16 protein-coding genes are annotated in these 17,496 nt (G+C 62.5%); 10 read left to right on the top strand and 6 right to left on the bottom strand.

Annotation, left to right across the window (positions count from 1 at the left end; translation table 11 throughout):
- Positions 1 to 187 precede the first annotated feature (187 nt).
- Positions 188 to 2,407, top strand: a complete 2,220-nt coding sequence (locus tag AABA34_RS05860; protein WP_338304308.1) for a marine proteobacterial sortase target protein — start codon at positions 188 to 190, stop codon at positions 2,405 to 2,407.
- Positions 2,407 to 3,024, top strand: a complete 618-nt coding sequence (locus tag AABA34_RS05855; RefSeq protein WP_338304307.1) for a sortase domain-containing protein — start codon at positions 2,407 to 2,409, stop codon at positions 3,022 to 3,024. Before AABA34_RS05860 ends, AABA34_RS05855 begins: the two co-directional genes overlap by 1 nt.
- Here the strand turns inward: AABA34_RS05855 and AABA34_RS05850 are convergent.
- Complete coding sequence (locus AABA34_RS05850; protein ID WP_338304306.1) at positions 3,021 to 4,370, bottom strand: M20 metallopeptidase family protein; 1,350 nt, start codon at positions 4,368 to 4,370, stop codon at positions 3,021 to 3,023. The two genes, AABA34_RS05855 and AABA34_RS05850, sit on opposite strands and share 4 nt — an antisense overlap.
- A 96-nt stretch (positions 4,371 to 4,466) precedes the next feature.
- Here AABA34_RS05850 and mtgA point away from each other — a divergent pair, with 96 nt between their 5' ends.
- From mtgA to AABA34_RS05825, 5 genes are all read left to right on the top strand, one after another.
- Positions 4,467 to 5,150 carry a monofunctional biosynthetic peptidoglycan transglycosylase gene (mtgA, locus tag AABA34_RS05845; protein ID WP_338304305.1) on the top strand — a complete coding sequence of 228 codons (684 nt, stop codon included), beginning with the start codon at positions 4,467 to 4,469 and terminating at the stop codon, positions 5,148 to 5,150.
- 6 nt (positions 5,151 to 5,156) lie between these two features.
- Positions 5,157 to 6,110 (top strand): cation diffusion facilitator family transporter, encoded by a 954-nt coding sequence (locus AABA34_RS05840; protein ID WP_338304304.1) that lies wholly within the window; start codon positions 5,157 to 5,159, stop codon positions 6,108 to 6,110.
- Positions 6,110 to 6,697: a sigma-70 family RNA polymerase sigma factor gene (locus AABA34_RS05835; RefSeq protein WP_338304303.1), complete on the top strand. Its 588-nt coding sequence runs from the start codon at positions 6,110 to 6,112 to the stop codon at positions 6,695 to 6,697. Before AABA34_RS05840 ends, AABA34_RS05835 begins: the two co-directional genes overlap by 1 nt.
- On the top strand, positions 6,694 to 7,467 hold the full coding sequence (locus AABA34_RS05830; RefSeq protein WP_338304302.1) for an anti-sigma factor: 774 nt from the start codon (positions 6,694 to 6,696) through the stop codon (positions 7,465 to 7,467). Before AABA34_RS05835 ends, AABA34_RS05830 begins: the two co-directional genes overlap by 4 nt.
- Before the next feature lie 150 nt (positions 7,468 to 7,617).
- A complete protein-coding gene (locus AABA34_RS05825) occupies positions 7,618 to 8,181 on the top strand; it encodes a fasciclin domain-containing protein (protein ID WP_338304301.1) in 564 nt (187 codons plus the stop codon).
- Between the two features lie 289 nt (positions 8,182 to 8,470).
- Here AABA34_RS05825 and AABA34_RS05820 read toward each other — a convergent pair whose 3' ends face one another.
- The 4 genes from AABA34_RS05820 to AABA34_RS05805 all read right to left on the bottom strand — a co-directional run bounded on the left by AABA34_RS05820 (position 8,471) and on the right by AABA34_RS05805 (position 13,225).
- Positions 8,471 to 9,166, bottom strand: a complete 696-nt coding sequence (locus AABA34_RS05820) for an aspartate/glutamate racemase family protein (protein ID WP_338304300.1) — start codon at positions 9,164 to 9,166, stop codon at positions 8,471 to 8,473.
- 423 nt (positions 9,167 to 9,589) lie between these two features.
- Positions 9,590 to 10,852: an ATP-dependent Clp protease ATP-binding subunit ClpX gene (clpX, locus tag AABA34_RS05815; protein ID WP_034952219.1), complete on the bottom strand. Its 1,263-nt coding sequence runs from the start codon at positions 10,850 to 10,852 to the stop codon at positions 9,590 to 9,592.
- Positions 10,853 to 11,099: 247 nt separating this feature from the next.
- Entirely contained in the window at positions 11,100 to 11,804 is a 705-nt protein-coding gene (gene clpP, locus AABA34_RS05810; RefSeq protein ID WP_252260090.1) for an ATP-dependent Clp endopeptidase proteolytic subunit ClpP, read from the bottom strand.
- Positions 11,805 to 11,878: 74 nt separating this feature from the next.
- Positions 11,879 to 13,225, bottom strand: a complete 1,347-nt coding sequence (locus AABA34_RS05805; protein WP_338304299.1) for an acyltransferase family protein — start codon at positions 13,223 to 13,225, stop codon at positions 11,879 to 11,881.
- Positions 13,226 to 13,399: 174 nt separating this feature from the next.
- On the opposite strand from AABA34_RS05805, the gene AABA34_RS05800 reads away from it, so the two are divergent.
- The 3 genes from AABA34_RS05800 (at position 13,400) to AABA34_RS05790 (ending at position 15,804) form a co-directional block, all read left to right on the top strand.
- On the top strand, positions 13,400 to 14,932 hold the full coding sequence (locus AABA34_RS05800) for an amidase (protein WP_338304298.1): 1,533 nt from the start codon (positions 13,400 to 13,402) through the stop codon (positions 14,930 to 14,932).
- 13 nt (positions 14,933 to 14,945) lie between these two features.
- Entirely contained in the window at positions 14,946 to 15,548 is a 603-nt protein-coding gene (locus AABA34_RS05795; protein WP_338304297.1) for a Crp/Fnr family transcriptional regulator, read from the top strand.
- A gap of 67 nt (positions 15,549 to 15,615) precedes the next feature.
- Positions 15,616 to 15,804 (top strand): YgaP family membrane protein, encoded by a 189-nt coding sequence (locus tag AABA34_RS05790; protein WP_338304295.1) that lies wholly within the window; start codon positions 15,616 to 15,618, stop codon positions 15,802 to 15,804.
- A 106-nt stretch (positions 15,805 to 15,910) separates the two neighbouring features.
- Here AABA34_RS05790 and tig read toward each other — a convergent pair whose 3' ends face one another.
- Positions 15,911 to 17,488: a trigger factor gene (gene tig / locus AABA34_RS05785; RefSeq protein WP_338304294.1), complete on the bottom strand. Its 1,578-nt coding sequence runs from the start codon at positions 17,486 to 17,488 to the stop codon at positions 15,911 to 15,913.
- Positions 17,489 to 17,496: the final 8 nt, after the last annotated feature.

Genomic DNA, 17,496 nt, shown 5'->3' with positions numbered 1-17,496 from the left:
CCGCATACCCCATTCCTTCCTCCACTGTCTTGTCTTTGCCCCGCACCAATCCGCACAAATCCGCACAGACCTGCATTTTGCCGTCGCATCGTCCGGTCTGGCGGCGGATATTGGCCAGTCTTGGCCGTGGCGCGCCGCCTCCGTTCGTCGCTAGAGCGATACAGAACTGCGATGAATGGAGGCTGACATGAGACGAATTGCACTGAATTTTGATCGAGACGCGCTGGCGGTGATGCTGATCCTGGGCGTGATCGCGATGGGCACGGCGGCAAGCACGGCGTTCTCCACCCGCGCCACCGCAAACCCCGTTTCCACCGCGCGCGCAGAACCCGCCCCCCCCGCACCGATGCCCGTCAACAGCGATGGCGGACTGGTGCTGCGCTCGATTGGCGGAGTAGCCAAGGACGTGCCCGCGATGCGGTTGGGCACCGATATCGTCGCCGATGTCGACGGCCAGACCGCTCGCGTCACGGTGACGCAGGCGTTCCGAAACACATCCGATCAATGGATGGAGGCGACCTATCTCTATCCCCTGCCGGACAATGGCGCCGTCGACACGCTCAAGATGGTGGTGGGTGATCGCATCTTCGAAGGGCGGATCAAACCCAAGGAGGAAGCGCGCGAAATCTATGAGGAGGCCAAGGCCAATGGTCAAAAGGCCGGGCTGGTCGAACAGCACCGCCCCAACATGTTCCGCAATTCGATCGCCAATGTCGGCCCGGGCGAAACCGTGCTGGTGCAGATCGAATTCCAGGCTCCGATCCAGCAGGTCGCAGGCGATTATTCGCTGCGGATGCCGCTGGTCGTCGGCCCGCGCTATATCGCCGGAAGCGCGAAGGACGGCGGCTCGCTCAGCCGTGCCGCGCTGCTTGCCGGGGCGAGCGATATCGTCGCGCCGACCGCCGATCCCGACATGGTTGCGCGCGCTGGCGGCGGGCTCAATCCGGTCAGCATCACCGTCAATCTCGATCCCGGCTTCACCGCCGACACCATTTCCAGCCCCTATCACCCGGTGAATGTCGCAGGCGAAGGGGCGACCCGCACGATCACGCTGGCCGACGGTGCCGTACCCGCCAATCGCGATTTCGAACTGCGCTGGAGCGCGGCGGGCGATGCCCCCAGCGTCGGCCTGTTCCGCGAAAAGCACGGGGAACTGGATTACGTCATGGCGACGATCACCCCGCCATCAGCCGAGCGCACCGGGGCTGTTCCGCCACGCGAGATGATCTTCGTGATCGATAATTCCGGATCGATGGCTGGGGAATCGATGCCCGCCGCGCGCCGCAGCCTGCTCTACGCGCTCGAAACGCTGCGCCCGCAGGACAGGTTCAACATCATCCGCTTCGATGACACGATGACCCAGTTGTTCCCCGATGCGGTGGCGGCAAGCGGGCGCAATATCGAACAGGCCAAGAGCTTCACGCACAGCCTCGAAGCGGAAGGCGGAACCGAGATGCTCCCCGCGCTGGAAGCTGCCCTGGATGACAAGAGTGTGGACGGGCGCGTGCGCCAGATCGTGTTCCTCACCGACGGCTCGCTTTCGAACGAGGCGGAGATGATGGAGGAGATCAGCCAGAACCGCGGCCAGAGCCGGGTCTTCATGGTGGGCATCGGCTCCGCTCCCAACACTTTCCTGATGCGGCGCATGGCGGAAGCCGGACGCGGGACATTCACCCATGTCGGCTACGGCGACGAAGCCGAAAGCCAGATGCAGCGACTGCTCGACCGGCTGGCGCGTCCCGTGGCGACCGATCTGAGGGCAACGGTCAACGGCGGCAATATCGACTTTGCCCCGCGCGACCTGCCCGATCTTTATGCCGGGGAACCGCTCGTCCTGCTGGGCCGGACGCGGCACCTTCAGGGCACGCTCATCGTCAGCGGCCTGATCGAAGGGCGGCGCTGGTCGCAAACCATCGATCTGTCGCAAGGCAGCCAGAGCGATGTCGTGGCCAAGCTGTGGGCCTATCGCCGCATTGCCGAGGTCGAGGCGGAACGCTGGTCGGGCGAAACTTCGTACGAGCGCGCTGACGAAAGCATCGAGGAACTGGGCATGGCCTTCCACCTCGTCACCAGCCGCACCAGTCTGATCGCGGTGGACGACACCCCCAGCCGCCCCGAAGGCGCGATGCTGACCCGCGAGGAACTGCCGCTGTTGCTCCCCGCCGGTTGGGATTTCGATCACCTGTTCGGCGTGCAATTCGCCAACCGTGACCGCGAACTGCCGATGCGCGAGATGGAAAAGCAGCGCCAGCAGCTCGGATTGCCGGAAACCTCGACCGGCTATGTCCTGACCCTCGGCCTTGGCCTCCTGCTCCTCCTGGCAGGTCTGGCGATGGCTTTGGGCCACCGGTGGGAGCGGCTTCGCAGCGCGCTTCTCCTGCGCTGCCTCCATTCGCAGGTGGCCTGATGCAGGCCGTTCTCACCATCGTCCAGGACAAGGGGCGCGCCGCTTCGAAGGGAGGTATCGGGCGCGCCCTTCCCCTGTTGTTGTGCGCGATCCTGCTGCTGAGCGGAGCGGCACTGACGGCCAGGGCGCTCTATATCCCGATCAAGGCCGAAGTCGCGCAGGTGCTGCTCAACCGGGCGTTCGACCAAAGCCTTGCCGCGCGCGCTCCCGTCAAACCGTGGAGCTGGGCCGACACCGCGCCGATGGCCCGGATCACCGTGCCGCGTCTTGGTGCAAGCGATGTGGTGCTGTCGGGCGGATCGGGCGAGGCGATGGCATTCGGCCCGACCGCCATAGTCGACGATCCGGCGCGCCGCGTGACAATCCTCGCGGCGCATCGCGATACGCATTTCCTGTTCGTCCGGGACCTGAAGGCCGGAGACGAAATCCTGATGGAGCGCATCGACGGAACGCGGGCGCGCTACCGCGTCACCGGGTTCGAAACCTTGCGCTGGGACGAATTCAGCTATCCTGCCGATGGCGGGGAAGGCGTGCTCGCGCTCACCACCTGCTTCCCGTTCGACACCCACACGCCCGGCCCGCTGCGCCGGGTCGCGTGGGCAGAGCGGATGTCCTAATTCGCCGGAGCGAGATCCAGCACCGCCGCGATCATCGCGTGGGTTCCCAGCGTGACGCTTTCGCGCGGGGCGACCTTGAACAGCGGTGAATGGTGGCTCGGCACCGCAGGCCCACCGCTTGCGGCAGCATCAAAGGCTTCCTGCGGGGTTCCGCCGACGGCAAAGTAATACCCCGGCACACCCAATTCTTCCTCGACGAAATAGGCGAAGTCTTCCGCGCCCATGCCCTGTTGTTCGAACGGGATGAACGCGTCCTCTCCCAGATCGCGCTGCATCACACCATTGAGGCGGCGGGCCAGTTCCTTGTCATTGTAGGTGACGGGGGTGCCTTCCACCACCTTCACTTCGACCGGCAGATCATCGGGCAGGCCGTGCGCCTTGCCGGTGTTGACGGCAATCCGCTCAATCGCGGCGAGCAGTTGCGCCCGCACGGCTTCGTCGTTCGAACGCACCGTCAATTGCAGGTCAGCGCGGTCGGAAATGATGTTGTGCTTCGATCCCGCGTGGAACGATCCGACGGTGATGACAGCGGGCGAAAGCGGCATGATCTCGCGACTGACGATGCTCTGCAAGGCGGTAACGATCTGCGAGGCGATATACACCGGATCGCGGCCCGCGTGCGGGCTTGCGCCATGCGCGCCGATGCCCGGTACGGTGATGTCGACCGAATCCGAGCTCGAATACTGGATGCCCTCTGCCGCTGACACCTTGCCCGTGGGCAATTGCGCGGCAACGTGGAAAGCGAGCGCATAGTCGGGCTTGCCGAAACGCTCATACAGCCCGTCTGCGAGCATCGCCTTGGCCCCACCGACGCGTTCTTCCGCCGGCTGGACGACGAACATGATCGTGCCCGACCACCTGTCCTTCATCTCCATCAGCTTGCGCGCGGTTCCGACCATCGAAGTGATATGCACATCATGCCCGCAGGCGTGCATCACCGGATATTCGACCCCGTCCTGACCCACCTGTGTCGCGGTGGAGGCATAGTCGAGCCCGGATTTTTCCGGCACGGGCAGCCCGTCCATGTCGGCGCGCAGCAGGATCAGCGGCCCGTCGCCATTGCGGAGCATTGCGACTACGCCGGTTCCGCCGACGCCTTCCGTCACCTTAAGCCCTGCCTGCCGCAGTTCCAGCGCCATGCGCGCCGCGGTTTCGCTTTCGAGGAAGGATAGTTCGGGATTGCGGTGGAAATGCACGAACAACGGGGCGAGATAGCTGTCGTAATCCGCTTCGATCGCTTCGGCGAGCGCGGCATGATCGACCGCGTGATCATCGGCCATGGCGGCAACGGGCAAACCCGCGATGGCAAGCGCGATGGCGGTGGCGACGGTGTGGTAAAGGCGCATGGTCAATTTCCCCTGTTTGGCCGCATAGAAGCACGCCCGCAGCGGCCATACAACAAGTGTTTGCAGCGCTATCGCGAGCCGCTTATTTAGCCGTCTATGGACCGTCCGCTACCGCTTCGCATCGCGCGCATCCTTGCTCAGGCAATCCTGTGGTTCATCGGCATCAGCCTGCTGCTGGTGCTTGTGTTCAAATGGGTTCCCGTACCCGTCACGGCGACAATGCTGATGGATGAAAACGGCATCACCAAGGATTGGGAAAGCCTCGACAATATTGATCCCAATCTGGTAGCCGCCGTGATTGCGGCGGAGGATTCCAAGTTCTGCAGCCATTGGGGCTTTGACACCGAGGCAATCGAACAAGCCGCGCGCGAAAACGCCGAAGGCGGGCGCATCCGGGGCGGCTCCACCATCAGCCAGCAAACCGCCAAGAACGTCTTCCTGTGGCAAGGCGGCGGCTATTTCCGGAAAGGTCTCGAGGCGTGGTTCACCTTCTGGATAGAGGCTGTCTGGGGCAAGCGGCGGATCATGGAAGTCTATCTCAACGTCGCGGAAACGGGCATCGGCACTTATGGCGCGGAGGCCGGCGCACAGCGGTATTTCGGCAAGAGCGCCGCCCGCCTTTCCGCTGACGAAGCCAGCCGCATGGCCGTCGCCCTGCCGCAGCCCAAGAAGCGCGCCGTGCGCAATCCCGGCGGGTGGCTCGCCCGGCATGGCAACAGCGTGGAACGCCGCATCAATGTCGTAAAGGGTGACGGGCTCGACGACTGCGTCTACGAATAGACGAACATGGGCCACGCACACGCACATCATCACGGGCATTCCCACGCGGAGAGCGATTGCCACGGCCTGCATGATCACCATGGCCATCACCACGCGCCCGTCGATTACGGCCCGGCCTTTGTCATCGGCATCGTGCTCAATTCGGCCTTCGTCGTGGTCGAAGCGACTTTCGGATTTCTCTATGATTCGATGGCGCTGGTGGCCGACGCCGGGCACAACCTGTCCGACGTGCTGGCGCTGCTGCTGGCATGGGCGGCCAATCTCGCGGCGAAGCGCGCGCCCAGCGATCGCTACACCTACGGTTTCAAAAGCTCGACCATACTCGCCGCCATTGCCAACGCGCTGCTGCTGGCCTTCGCGATCGGAGCGATCCTGTTCGAGACCGCGCATCGCCTGTTCGAGCCGAGCGAACCGCAAGGGATGGTGATCATCATCGTCGCCGGGATCGGAGTCGTCATCAACACCGCCACCGCGCTGCTGTTCCTGCGCGGGCAGGATGATCTCAACATCCGCGGCGCCTATCTGCACATGGCAGCTGACGCGCTGGTATCGGTGGGCGTGGTGGTGGCGGGGATTGCTATCCTGTTCACCGGCCTGTGGTGGATCGATCCGCTGGTGAGCTTTGCCATCGTCGCGATGATCGCCTGGGGCACCTGGGGCCTTGCCAAGGACAGCATCCGACTGGGCTTGCTTGCAGTTCCTGCAAGGATTGACGTGGCCGAAGTGCGCGCGCATCTGGCTGGTCTCCAAGGGGTGAGCGCGGTGCACGATCTGCATATCTGGCCAATGTCGACAACGGAAACGGCGCTGACCGCGCATCTCGTCATGCCTGACGGGCCGGCTTCGGATGAATTCCTGCACGCCATCGCCCACGATCTCGAAGATCGGTTCGGCATCGGCCATGCCACGATTCAGGTGGAACGCGGCAATTGGCCGCACGCGTGCAAGGCCGATTGCTGATGGCGGACGGCGGAACCGATCCGGCGACGGTCGCGCGCGAGCGGCTGCGCGCGGCGATGGTGCGGCTTGCCGACGGCGACAGCGCCGCGCTTGAGGAAATTTACGCCGCAACGCGGGTGAAACTGTTTGGGATATGCCTGCGTATCTTGGGCGACAGAAAGGAAGCCGAGGACGCCTTGCAGGACGTCTATATCAATCTCTGGCAACGTGCAGACCGTTACGATCCCACGCGGGCGAGCCCGATTTCGTGGCTAGCGACGTTTGCGCGCAACCGGGCGGTGGATCGTTTGCGCACAGGCAAGGTGCGCGGCGGAGCCGTGCCGGTGGAAGAAGCCATGCCGCTTCCCGATGAGGCACCGCTGGCAGACGCGCTGCTGGTTGATGCCGAACGCACCGCGCAAATCCATCAGTGCCTTTCAAAGCTGGACGAAAACACCGCCGCGCACATCCGCTCGGCCTTTTTCGAAGGCTACACCTATGCCCAGCTGGCCGAAGCCGCCGATGTGCCGCTGGGCACGATGAAGAGCTGGATCCGCCGCGGCCTGCAAAGACTGCGCGCCTGTCTGGAAGCGAGTGAGGCGTCATGAGCGATACGGACAAGACCCCCGAAGATATCAAGCGCGACGATCCGATGATCGCTGCCGAGTGGGCGCTCGGCCTGCTGGAGGGCGAAGAACTGCTCGACGCGCGCGGCAAATATGCGAGCGATCCGAACTTCGCATGGCGAAAGCAATGGTGGGATAACTGGTTTGCCCCGCTCACCGACGATGTCGCCGGGGCCGAACCGGGCGCGCATGTGTGGCAGGGTATTGCCGCCGCGCTGAATGCGCCCGCAGCCGGGACAGGCGGGGAAGTAGTCGCTCTAAAGCTCGCCGAAGCGCAGGCGCGAACGCGGCGCTGGCAATGGACCGCTGCGATCACTTCCGCCGCGGCTGCCGTGCTTCTCGCGGTTCTGGTGCTTGGCCCGCAGACCGCGCCAGATCCGGCTCCCACGGGCACGCCGCAACTCGCGGTCAATGATCCGCTGGTTGCCCAGGTTCCGATCGGTGAGACCGGACTGCGGCTCGACGTCACCTACATCCCCGAGACCAGCGAAATGCTGGTCGGCGCGATCGGTCTGACGGCAGACGGAGTGCATGATCACGAATTGTGGCTGGTCCCTGCCGATGGCAGCGCGCTGCAATCGCTTGGCGTCGTCATACCGGGAGCGGTCGCCCGCATGGACCTGCCCGAGGATGTGACCCGCAACCTTGCAAGCGGGGTCGAACTGGTGCTGACGCGTGAGCCGATCGGGGGCAAACCCGAAGGGCAGGACGCAGGGCCGGTTGTGGCTCAGGGCGCGTTCTCGAAAGTCTAGGCCCGCTTCGGCCTGCCGCCTGGGCACACCGTTTCACGGCGCTTTTTCGACATTTTCCAACCGGATGCAGCAGCAGTGCATCCGCCGCGCGAACGAGGTCGTAGCTTGGGTGCAAGATCGGGAGGGCTTGCCTTAACCAAGGAGATCCCAATGCCTATCCCCACCAAGACCATCAAGACCGGACTGTTTGCCGCCGCGGCCGCAATCGCTGCCATTACCCCGGCAACCGCGCATAATCACCAGCACCATCACGCCAGCCAGGCGCAGACCCCGAACATCGTCGAGACCGCCGTCAGCACCGGTGTGCATCAGACGCTGGTTGCCGCGGTGCAGGCCGCCGGTCTGGTCGAGACGCTTTCGAACCCCGGCCCCTTCACCATCTTTGCCCCGACCGACACCGCCTTTGCCAAACTGCCCGAAGGCACCGTCGCCACGCTGGTGAAACCCGAGAACAAGGGCACACTTACCGGCATCCTGACTTATCACGCGGTTGCAGGCCGAGTAACGGCGAGCGATCTGACCACCCTGATCAAGTCCAAGGGCGGCGAAGCCACCATCAAGACCGTGGCGGGCGGCACTCTCACCGCGCGGCTTTCAGGTGACACGATCGTCATCACCGATGCCGCCGGACGCGCCACTGCCGTGACGCAGGCCGATGTCGATACCTCAAACGGCGTAATTCACGTCACCGACGGCGTCTTTCTGCCGGGCTGATCCGTAGCTGTTTTCAGTTGGCGCGGCCCGCCGTTCCCCTCCCACCCTTGGGCCCGCCACGTCCCGACCCCGTCCGGCCAATCCTCCAGGCCGGGCGGGGTTTAATTTTGGCGTTGACGCTGCACCTGCGAAGGAAGGCGACATCGTGACGATCACGATTTTCCCAATCAAAGCCCTGATATGATGAGAAAACCGGGCCAAAAAGCGCAATTGACACTTCTCCTATTTTAAAAATTTTTCCCTCGGCCTTACATGGTCATGGCTCGAAGCAGGCCGAGTAGGAAAGCGTCTAGGGCTTCAGTGCGAATTCGGCCGCCGCGCGGGCGTGTAGCCATGTCGTGTCGAACACGGGCAAAAGGCTGTCATCAGAAGAAAGCAGCAGGCCAATCTCGGTGCAGCCGAAAATCACCGCTTGCGCCCCGCGCGCGGACAGCCGGGTGATTATGCCGCAATAGGCATCGCGTGATGATTTCAGAATCTTACCCGCGATCAGTTCCTCGTAGATCACCCGGTGGACCTCGCCCCGGTCCTCGGCGTCGGGTATGATGATTTCGAGCCCGTGGCGTTCGGCAAGGCGGGCTTTCAGGAAATCCTGCTCCATGGTGAAGCCGGTGCCGAGCAGCGCAACCCTGGCATGGCCCTCCGCCCTTATCGCTTCCCCGGTCGCATCGGCGATGTGCAGCAGCGGCAGGGCCGTCGCCGCTTCGACGCGGTCTGCCATCTTGTGCATGGTGTTGGTGGCGATGACGATGCAATCCGCCCCGCCCGCCTCCAGCGCGCTTGCGCTGTCCGCCATGATCTCGCCCAGCCGGTCCCACTCCCCCGCAGCCTGAAGCGCGGCGATGGGTCCGAAATCGAGGCTGTGGAGCAGGATCTTCGCCGAATGCGATGGGCCGAGCCGATCGCGCACCGCCCGGTTGATGATCGCGTAATATTGCGCCGAGCTTTCCCAGCTCATCCCGCCGATGATGCCGATAGTTTTCATGGTCGATCCGTCAAGCTTGGTTACGAGCCCAACGGGCGTGGAGCCAAAGGACAAATCCCTGAGCGATGACGATAGCCGTGCTCGACCACACGAGGTCCCAACTTGGGTCTTGATCTGGCGGCCCGTAAGCGTGACGCAGGTAGATGTGCGGCATCAACAGACCAGTTGCCGCAATCGCCGAAATCATCACACCCGTTGGCAACCATATCGCCCAAGAGCGGTGACCCAACCGGGTGGACCGACCTCGCCAATCGTAGTGCATCGGCATCTTCGGAAAGCGGCGAAAGTACCATTCCGCCCAAACTGCGGAAAAGAGCAGGCACACGAGCGCAACAAACGTCGCAAGGGTTCCGGGTTCACCGATGATCAGGTCGATCAATCCGAACTGGCGGACATGAGCTTCGGTGCTCGGGACTTGAGCGATCAGGCTGCTTCTTCCTTCGCCTCGCCACCGTGGACGCGGATCGGGTCTTTCTTGCCTTCGACCACTTCGGCATCGACGACGATTTCGGTGACGCCTTCCATGTCGGGCAGGTCGAACATCGTATCGAGCAGGATAGCCTCGACAATCGAGCGAAGGCCGCGTGCGCCAGTCTTGCGCTTGATCGCGCGTTCGGCCACCGCCTTCAACGCTTCGTCGGTGAAGGTCAGTTCGACGTCTTCAAGCTCGAACAGCTTCTTGTACTGCTTGACCAGCGCGTTCTTCGGTTCGGTCAGGATCGTGATCAGCGCATCGACATCGAGATCGTGCAGCGTCGCGATCACCGGCAGACGACCGACGAATTCTGGGATGAGGCCGAATTTCAGCAGATCTTCCGGCTCGCTCTTTTCAAGCAGTTCGCCAACCTTGCGCTTTTCCGGGTCGGCGACATGCGCGCCGAAGCCGATCGAACGCTTTTGCAGACGGTCGGCAATGATCTTGTCCAGACCGGCGAAGGCGCCGCCGCAGATGAACAGGATGTTGGTGGTGTCCACCTGCAGGAATTCCTGCTGCGGATGCTTGCGCCCCCCCTGCGGCGGGACGCTAGCCGTGGTGCCTTCCATCAGCTTGAGCAGCGCCTGCTGCACGCCTTCGCCCGAAACGTCGCGGGTGATGGAGGGATTTTCCGCCTTTCGCGTGATCTTGTCGATTTCGTCGATGTAGACGATGCCGTGCTGTGCCTTTTCGACGTTGTAGTCGGACGCTTGCAGCAGCTTGAGAATGATGTTTTCGACGTCTTCACCCACGTAACCCGCTTCGGTCAGCGTGGTGGCGTCGGCCATGGTGAAGGGCACGTCGAAAGTGCGCGCCAGCGTCTGCGCCAGCAGAGTCTTGCCGGTACCCGTCGGGCCGACCAGCAGAATGTTCGACTTGGCCAGTTCCACCCCGTCCGCCTTGCCGCTGTGCTTGAGGCGCTTGTAGTGGTTGTGGACCGCGACCGAGAGATTGCGCTTGGCCGAATTCTGGCCGATCACGTAATCGTTGAGCGTCGCGAAGATTTCCGAAGGGGTCGGCACTTCGCCTTCCTTCTTGCCGGCAATCCCGGCCTTGGTCTCTTCGCGGATGATGTCGTTGCACAGCTCGACGCATTCATCGCAGATGAACACGGTGGGGCCGGCGATAAGCTTGCGCACTTCGTGCTGCGACTTCCCGCAGAAGCTGCAATACAGAGTGCTCTTGCTGTCAGATCCGCTCAATTTGGTCATTCCTGTAATCCTCGAATCCGCCGGCGGATTGTGGGCATCCTACCTCAGGATTCGCTAACATTATCCTCGCCGCCAGATGAATCAACTCGCGAGGCGCGGTTTTTGGCTCCGGTTAAGTGGATTTCGTGCACCACTTGCAAGCATCGCCGGGCGTTGTTCACGCCAGCGTCCCGATCCGGGGCGGATGGTACGACGCGCATGAACGCGCCGCCACTGGCGCTATTGGCCAGCCTTATTACGGCCAGCCTTACTCAGGAGCGCCGCCCGAACCTTCCTCGCCGTCCGATTCCTCGGTTTCGGGGCGGGTTTCGAATACCTTGTCCACCAGGCCGAACTTCTTGGCCTCTTCCGCTTCGAGGAAGGTATCGCGGTCCATCGCCTTTTCGATCTCTTCAAGGCTCTGGCCGGTGTATTTGACGTAAAGGTCGTTCATCCGCGCCTTGATGCGCAGGATTTCGCGGGCCTGGATTTCGATATCCGAAGCCATGCCGCGCGCACCGCCCGAAGGCTGGTGAATCATGATCCGCGCATTGGGGAGCGCGACGCGCATGCCCGGCTCACCCGCAGCGAGCAGGAAGCTGCCCATCGAAGCGGCCTGCCCCATGCACACCGTCGACACGCGCGGTTTGATGTATTGCATCGTGTCGTGGATCGCCATGCCGGCCGTCACCACCCCGCCGGGCGAGTTGATGTACATGCTGATCGGCTTGGACGGGTTTTCGCTTTCGAGGAACAGCAGCTGCGCCGTGATCAGCGAAGCCATGCCGTCTTCGACCTGACCGGTGACGAACACGATGCGTTCGCGCAGCAGGCGGCTGAAGATGTCGAAGCTGCGTTCACCCCGGCTGGTCTGCTCCACCACCACGGGCACCAGCGCGCCGGTAAGCGGATCGCGGGTGAACTGGCCCTGGGTGCCATAGGTTTCGCCGGAATTGCCGAGCAGATCGATCATGGGGTCTTTATCCTCGTCCTTGAATTGCAAGCCTATGTCGGACGCGGCCGCGCAGACTTCAAGGGGATTAACCTTCAGCTTGGGGAAAGCTTGCCACTGGGGGGCGATTTCGCGGCGGGGGTTGAGAAAAACGCCGCGAGCAGACCCGGCTGTTTCCTCACCTGTTCGACATCGGTTTTGCCATTGGCGAGCAGGCGCCAGATCGCGAAACGCCGCACCAGCAATTCGTGAATCGCCACAACCGTTCCCGCCGCCGCCAGCGTCAGCACTGAGAATTCGACCCAGATCGGCCACTCCGCCTGCACCAGCATCTGGCCGTAAATGTACACGAAGCAGTGGTGGAACAGGTACATCGATAGCGCGCAATCAGCCAGCCACGTGGTGCGCGGCCCGCCTGCACTGAAATAGCGATGGAAGAATTGCAGGATGAACAGCACGATCGTCCAGATCGCCAGCTGATTGAGGAACAGCAGCGTGAGCCGCGTGGCGAAGGTGCGATCCGGGCCGAGGTCGACCCCGATCGACGCCGTCAAATCGCGGACGAAGGGCAGGATATAGCCCTGATCAGCCATCGGATAAGGCTGGAGGATCAGCGCCGCCGCCGCTGCATAGGGCATCCACCAACGCCACTGCGTCAGCGCCTCAAGCAGGCGCGGCGACAGAGCCGCCATCACCCCGATCACGAAGAACGGAAATTCCGCTGTCAGCTTGTACCAGCTCTGGAAGCCCGGCGCGATGAGGTCATAGCTGCCCGGTACAAGGCTGGCCGAGGCGTAATTGGCGGTGTTGGCAAAGCCGAGGAACAAGAGGCCGAAGGCGAAGGGCAAGCTGCCCCGGATCAGCCCGCCAAACCGGTCTGACAGCGCCACCGCAAACCCGCGCACCCGCGATGACTTCGGGATCGCCACCTGAACTGCCGCCGCCAGCAGGAACATCGGGATCAGGCTGACGAGGAACCACAGGTGCAATTGCCACGTGCCACCGGCCCAGACCTCGACAAAGGAAGGGCTGGCGATCCAGTCGAGCATCGACCCTTCGCCCCCCGCATCGCCCCAACGCAGGTAATGCTCGATCATGTTGAATGTCAGCGCGAAAAAGATCAGCGGCACCGCCGTCCGCAGGAAACGGTTCCACAGGAAATCCGCCGGAGTCCTCCGCGTCAGCAACAGCACGGCGAAGAACCCACCGACAAAGAAGAATGTCGGCGTCACGAACAGGTGGATGCCGAAAATCAGCCAGTCGAAGAAATCAGCTCGGTCGGTATTCGCGGTGATCCACGGCCGCGCCGGGGCATAGACGGTGCCCGCATGCAGCGCGACCGAAAGGAACATCAGCACCGAACGCGCGCCATCGATATCATGGTAATGTTTGCGTTTCTGGCCGGTGGCGGCACTCGCGGAAATTTCCGTTGCTGTCGTCATCGTGCGGGGTCTGCTGTCATCCGTTCGAGGGAGTAGGCCGGTTCTGACGGATACGGGTTAAGGCGAGGTAGACAATGCACCCACTCGCCGCGTCCAATGCCGGGACGCCAATCCAGCAAACAGTTAACACGCGCGCTCTTGCCATCTTTCGCGGAATGCGCAGTGTATCGCCCTATGACCAAGACATCGCTGATCGCACTCGCCGCCCTGACATCCACCGCGTTTGTCATCACCATCGCCCATGCGCAGGAGAGCGCACCTGCTTCCCAGATGCGCGATTCCTTCGCCGAAACCATGGCGGTGACAGACTACATCCTGCGCATTCAGGCGCTGGACGATGCCGGGCCGCAGCTGAATGCGGTGATCGACTACAATGTCGAAGCACCTGTCGAAGCGCGCCGCCTTGCCTCCACCGGGATCCTGCGCGGACGCAGCGTGCTGGTGAAGGACAATATCGAGACGCGCGAATTCCCGACCACGGCGGGCAGCCTTGCCCTTGCCAACAATCGCACCGGGCGCGACGCGCCGCTGATCGCCAATCTGCGCGCGGCGGGCGGCGTGGTGCTGGGCAAGACCAATTTGTCCGAATGGGCCAATATCCGCTCCAACGATTCGACCAGTGGCTGGAGCGCCGTCGAAGGGCTTACCCGCAATCCGCACGCGATTGATCGCAACACCTGCGGTTCGTCATCAGGCAGCGGCGCGGCAATCGCGGCGGGCTTTGCCTGGGCGGCAATCGGGACGGAGACGAACGGGTCAATCACATGTCCGGCATCGATCAACGGAATCGTCGGGTTCAAGCCGAGCGTCGGGATCGTCAGCCGCACGCATGTCGTCCCGATCTCCAGCACGCAGGACACCGCCGGGCCGATGACCAAGTCGGTTTACGACGCGGCGCTGCTGCTGTCCGCGATCGCCGGGGAAGACCCTGCCGATCCCACCACAGTCGGCGTTCCGCGCGTCACCGATTACACCGCCGGCATCAGCGAATTCTCTATCGAAGGGGTGCGGATCGGGGTGATGCGCAACCAGATGGGCAGCAATGCGCAAGTAGTGGAAGTGTTCGAACAGGCACTGGCCGATCTGGAAGCCGCAGGCGCTGTGCTGGTCGACATCGAATTCGAACCGAACCGCGAAATGTACGGCGATAGCTACACCGTGCTGAAATACGAACTGCGCGAAGAGATGGGCAAATACCTCGCTTCGATCCCGGCAATGGAAGGGCAGGACACTCCGCGCAGCCTCGCCGATCTGATCGCCTTCAACGAAGCCAACGCTGCCACCGAAATGCGCTGGTTCGATCAGAGCATCTTCCTAGAAGCCGAAGCGACGACCGACCGTGAAGCCTATGAGAAGGCGCGGGAGAATGCCGTCAGGATCGCGGGCGAGGAAACGCTCGACGTGCTGCTGGCGGACAACAATGTCCAATTCCTCGTGGCGCCCACGCGCGGCCCGGCATGGATGAGCGATCTGGTGCTGGGCGATCATTTCAACGGCTCGATCGGCTTCGGATCACCCGCCGCCATCGCGGGCTATCCGCATCTCACCGTCCCCATGGGCCATGTCGAACGGCTGCCGGTGGGCATCAGCTTCTTCGGCGCGAAATGGGCCGATCACGAGGTGCTGAAACTGGGCGCGGCATACGAAAAGGCCCGGACAGCAACGCTGCCCGAGCCTTCGTTCCGTCGTTGGCAACCGGGCGACTGACAGGGCAAATTGAGTGTCGGTCAAGCGAGTGAAAAAGGGCACGGTCCTGTTTCATCCAGAAGAGGAATGCACCGGCTTCGTCATCGTGCATGCAGGCACGATCAAGGTTTCGCTGACTGCCGAAAATGGCAGGGAAATCGTCCTCTATCGGGTTCGCCCCGGCGAGGTCTGCCTCCAGACTTTCGGCTGTCTGGTGAAGGGATCACGATATTCCGCCGAAGGGATTGCGGAGACTGACCTCGAAATCGAGATCGTCCCTGTCCCATCCTTCCAGAACCGCGTTGCCAATGACGAGGGATTTCGGCGGTCATTGTTCGATGCCGTCGCGGCGCGGTTCTTCGACCTCGAGCGGCTGGTCGAAGATGTTGCGCTATCGACGATTGCCGAGCGGCTTGCCCGCGCATTGTTGCGCCTTGCCGACGGGGCCGGGAATGTCGCGGCGACGCATGATCAACTGGCCATAGAAATCGGCTCAGCCCGAGCCGTCGTCAGTCGCCAACTGGGTGAATTCCAGCGCCTTGGACTGGTGACGGGAGAGCGCGCCCGGATTCACATCCTTGAGCCCAAAAAGCTGCGCCAGATCGCCCATTTATCCGAAGATTCCGCAATTGTGTGACTAAGTCACCGACGCGTCGGCGCGAACATGCCAAATCCTTCCTTGTCTGCAAGCAAGGAGGAAAAACATGTCACGCAACGAAGGCACTCTCGACCGCGTCCTGCGGGTGATTGTCGGGCTGGTTCTGATTGCACTGGCGTTGACCGGAACGCTCACACCGTGGGGCTCGATCGGCATCGTGCCATTGGCAACCGGCATTCTGGGTGTTTGCCCGGTCTATTCACTGTTCGGGATCAGGACCTGCAAGGTCAGCTAGAAGCGGTTGATGAGGTCCCGATAGCCGAAACCGCGAACACAAAAGCCGCCCCTGCCTGATGGCGGGGACGGCTTTTTGGTTGGCCTGACGGCTCGCGCCGGAGCGCTTACTTCTTGGTCGCGGACTTCTTGGCGGCCGGCTTCTTGGCAGGAGCCTTCTTTGCCGGAGCCTTTTCGGCTGCCTCTGCCTTGGGCGCGGCCTTCTTGGCCGGTGCTTTCTTGGCAGGGGCCTTCTTCGCCGCAGGCTTGGCTTCCGCTTCGACTTCGTCAGTCTTGGCTGCAGCCTTCTTCGCAGGGGCCTTCTTGGCCGGAGCCTTCTTCTTGGCCGGCGCCTTTGCCTTCGCGGCTTCGGCTTCCTCTTCCGCTTCGATCGCGGCCTGAAGCTCTTCGATCGTCACTTCACGCTCGGTCACTTCGGCCTTGTTGAACAGGAAGTCGACAACCTTGTCTTCGTACAGCGGGGCGCGCAGCTGGGCAGCGGCCATCGGTTCCTGCTGGATGTACTGGACAAACCGGTCACGGTCTTCGGGGCGGTACTGCGAGGCAGCCTGCTGGATCAGCATCTGCATTTCCTGACCCGTCACTTCGACGCCGTTGGCCTGGCCGATTTCGGACAGGAGCAGGCCCAGACGGACGCGACGTTCGGCGATCGCCTTGTAATCGTCCTTTTCGTCCTCGATCTGCTTGAGCGCTTCGGCAGGATCTTCCTCGCGCGCGGCTTCCTGCTGAAGCTGCGCCCAGATCTGCTGGAATTCGGCTTCGACCATGGTCGCCGGCACTTCGAAATCGTGGCCTGCAGCCAGCTGATCGAGCAGCGAACGCTTCATCTGGGTGCGGGTAAGACCGGCGGTCTGCTGTTCCAGCTGGTCCTTGATGATCTCTTTCAGCTTGTCGAGGCTGTCGAGGCCGAGGTTTTTGGCGAAATCTTCGTCAACCTTGGTATCGGTTTCGACCTTCACCGCTTTCACGGTGATGTCGAAAGTCGCTTCCTTGCCGGCGAGATGTTCTGCCTGATAGTCTGCGGGGAAGGTGACGGTGATGGTCTTTTCGTCACCGGTCTTCACGCCCACCAGCTGCTCTTCAAAGCCCGGAATGAACGCACCCGAACCGATCACCAGAGCGGCGTCTTCGGCCTTGCCGCCTTCGAATTCGACGCCGTCGAGCTTGCCGACGAAATCGATGATCAGCTGGTTGCCTTCAGCCGCCTTCTTGGTCTTGGCAGCGTCCTTGTAGCTCTTGTTCTGACCGGCGATGTTCTGCAGCGCCTCGTCGATCTGCTCGTCCGAAACGGGAACCACCAGCTTCTCGAGCTTCAGACCGTCGGTCGAAGGGGTTTCGACAACCGGCAGCACTTCGAGTTCAAGCGTGACTTCGGCGTCCTTGCCCTGTTCGTAGCCTTCGCCAAGCGAAATGGCCGGCTGCATCGCGGGGCGCAGTTCCTCGTCCTTCATCACCTTGTCGGTCGATTCGCGGATCATGTCGTTCAGCGTCTGCGCATGCAGCTGCTCGCCATGCATCTTCTTCACGAGATTTGCGGGCACCTTGCCGGGACGGAAGCCGGGCATTTTCACCTGCGGCGCGATCTTCTTGATCTCGGCGTCGATCTTGGCCGAAATCTCGTCGGCGGTGATCGTGATGAGATAGGCGCGCTTGAGCCCTTCGTTGACGGTCTGCTTGGTTTGCATGAGAGTTA

It is taken from the genome of Erythrobacter sp. Dej080120_24, assembly GCF_036322605.1.
In the GTDB taxonomy this organism is placed as follows: Bacteria; Pseudomonadota; Alphaproteobacteria; order Sphingomonadales; family Sphingomonadaceae; genus Erythrobacter; species Erythrobacter aurantius.
This window is presented reverse-complemented; position numbering and strand designations above follow the sequence as displayed.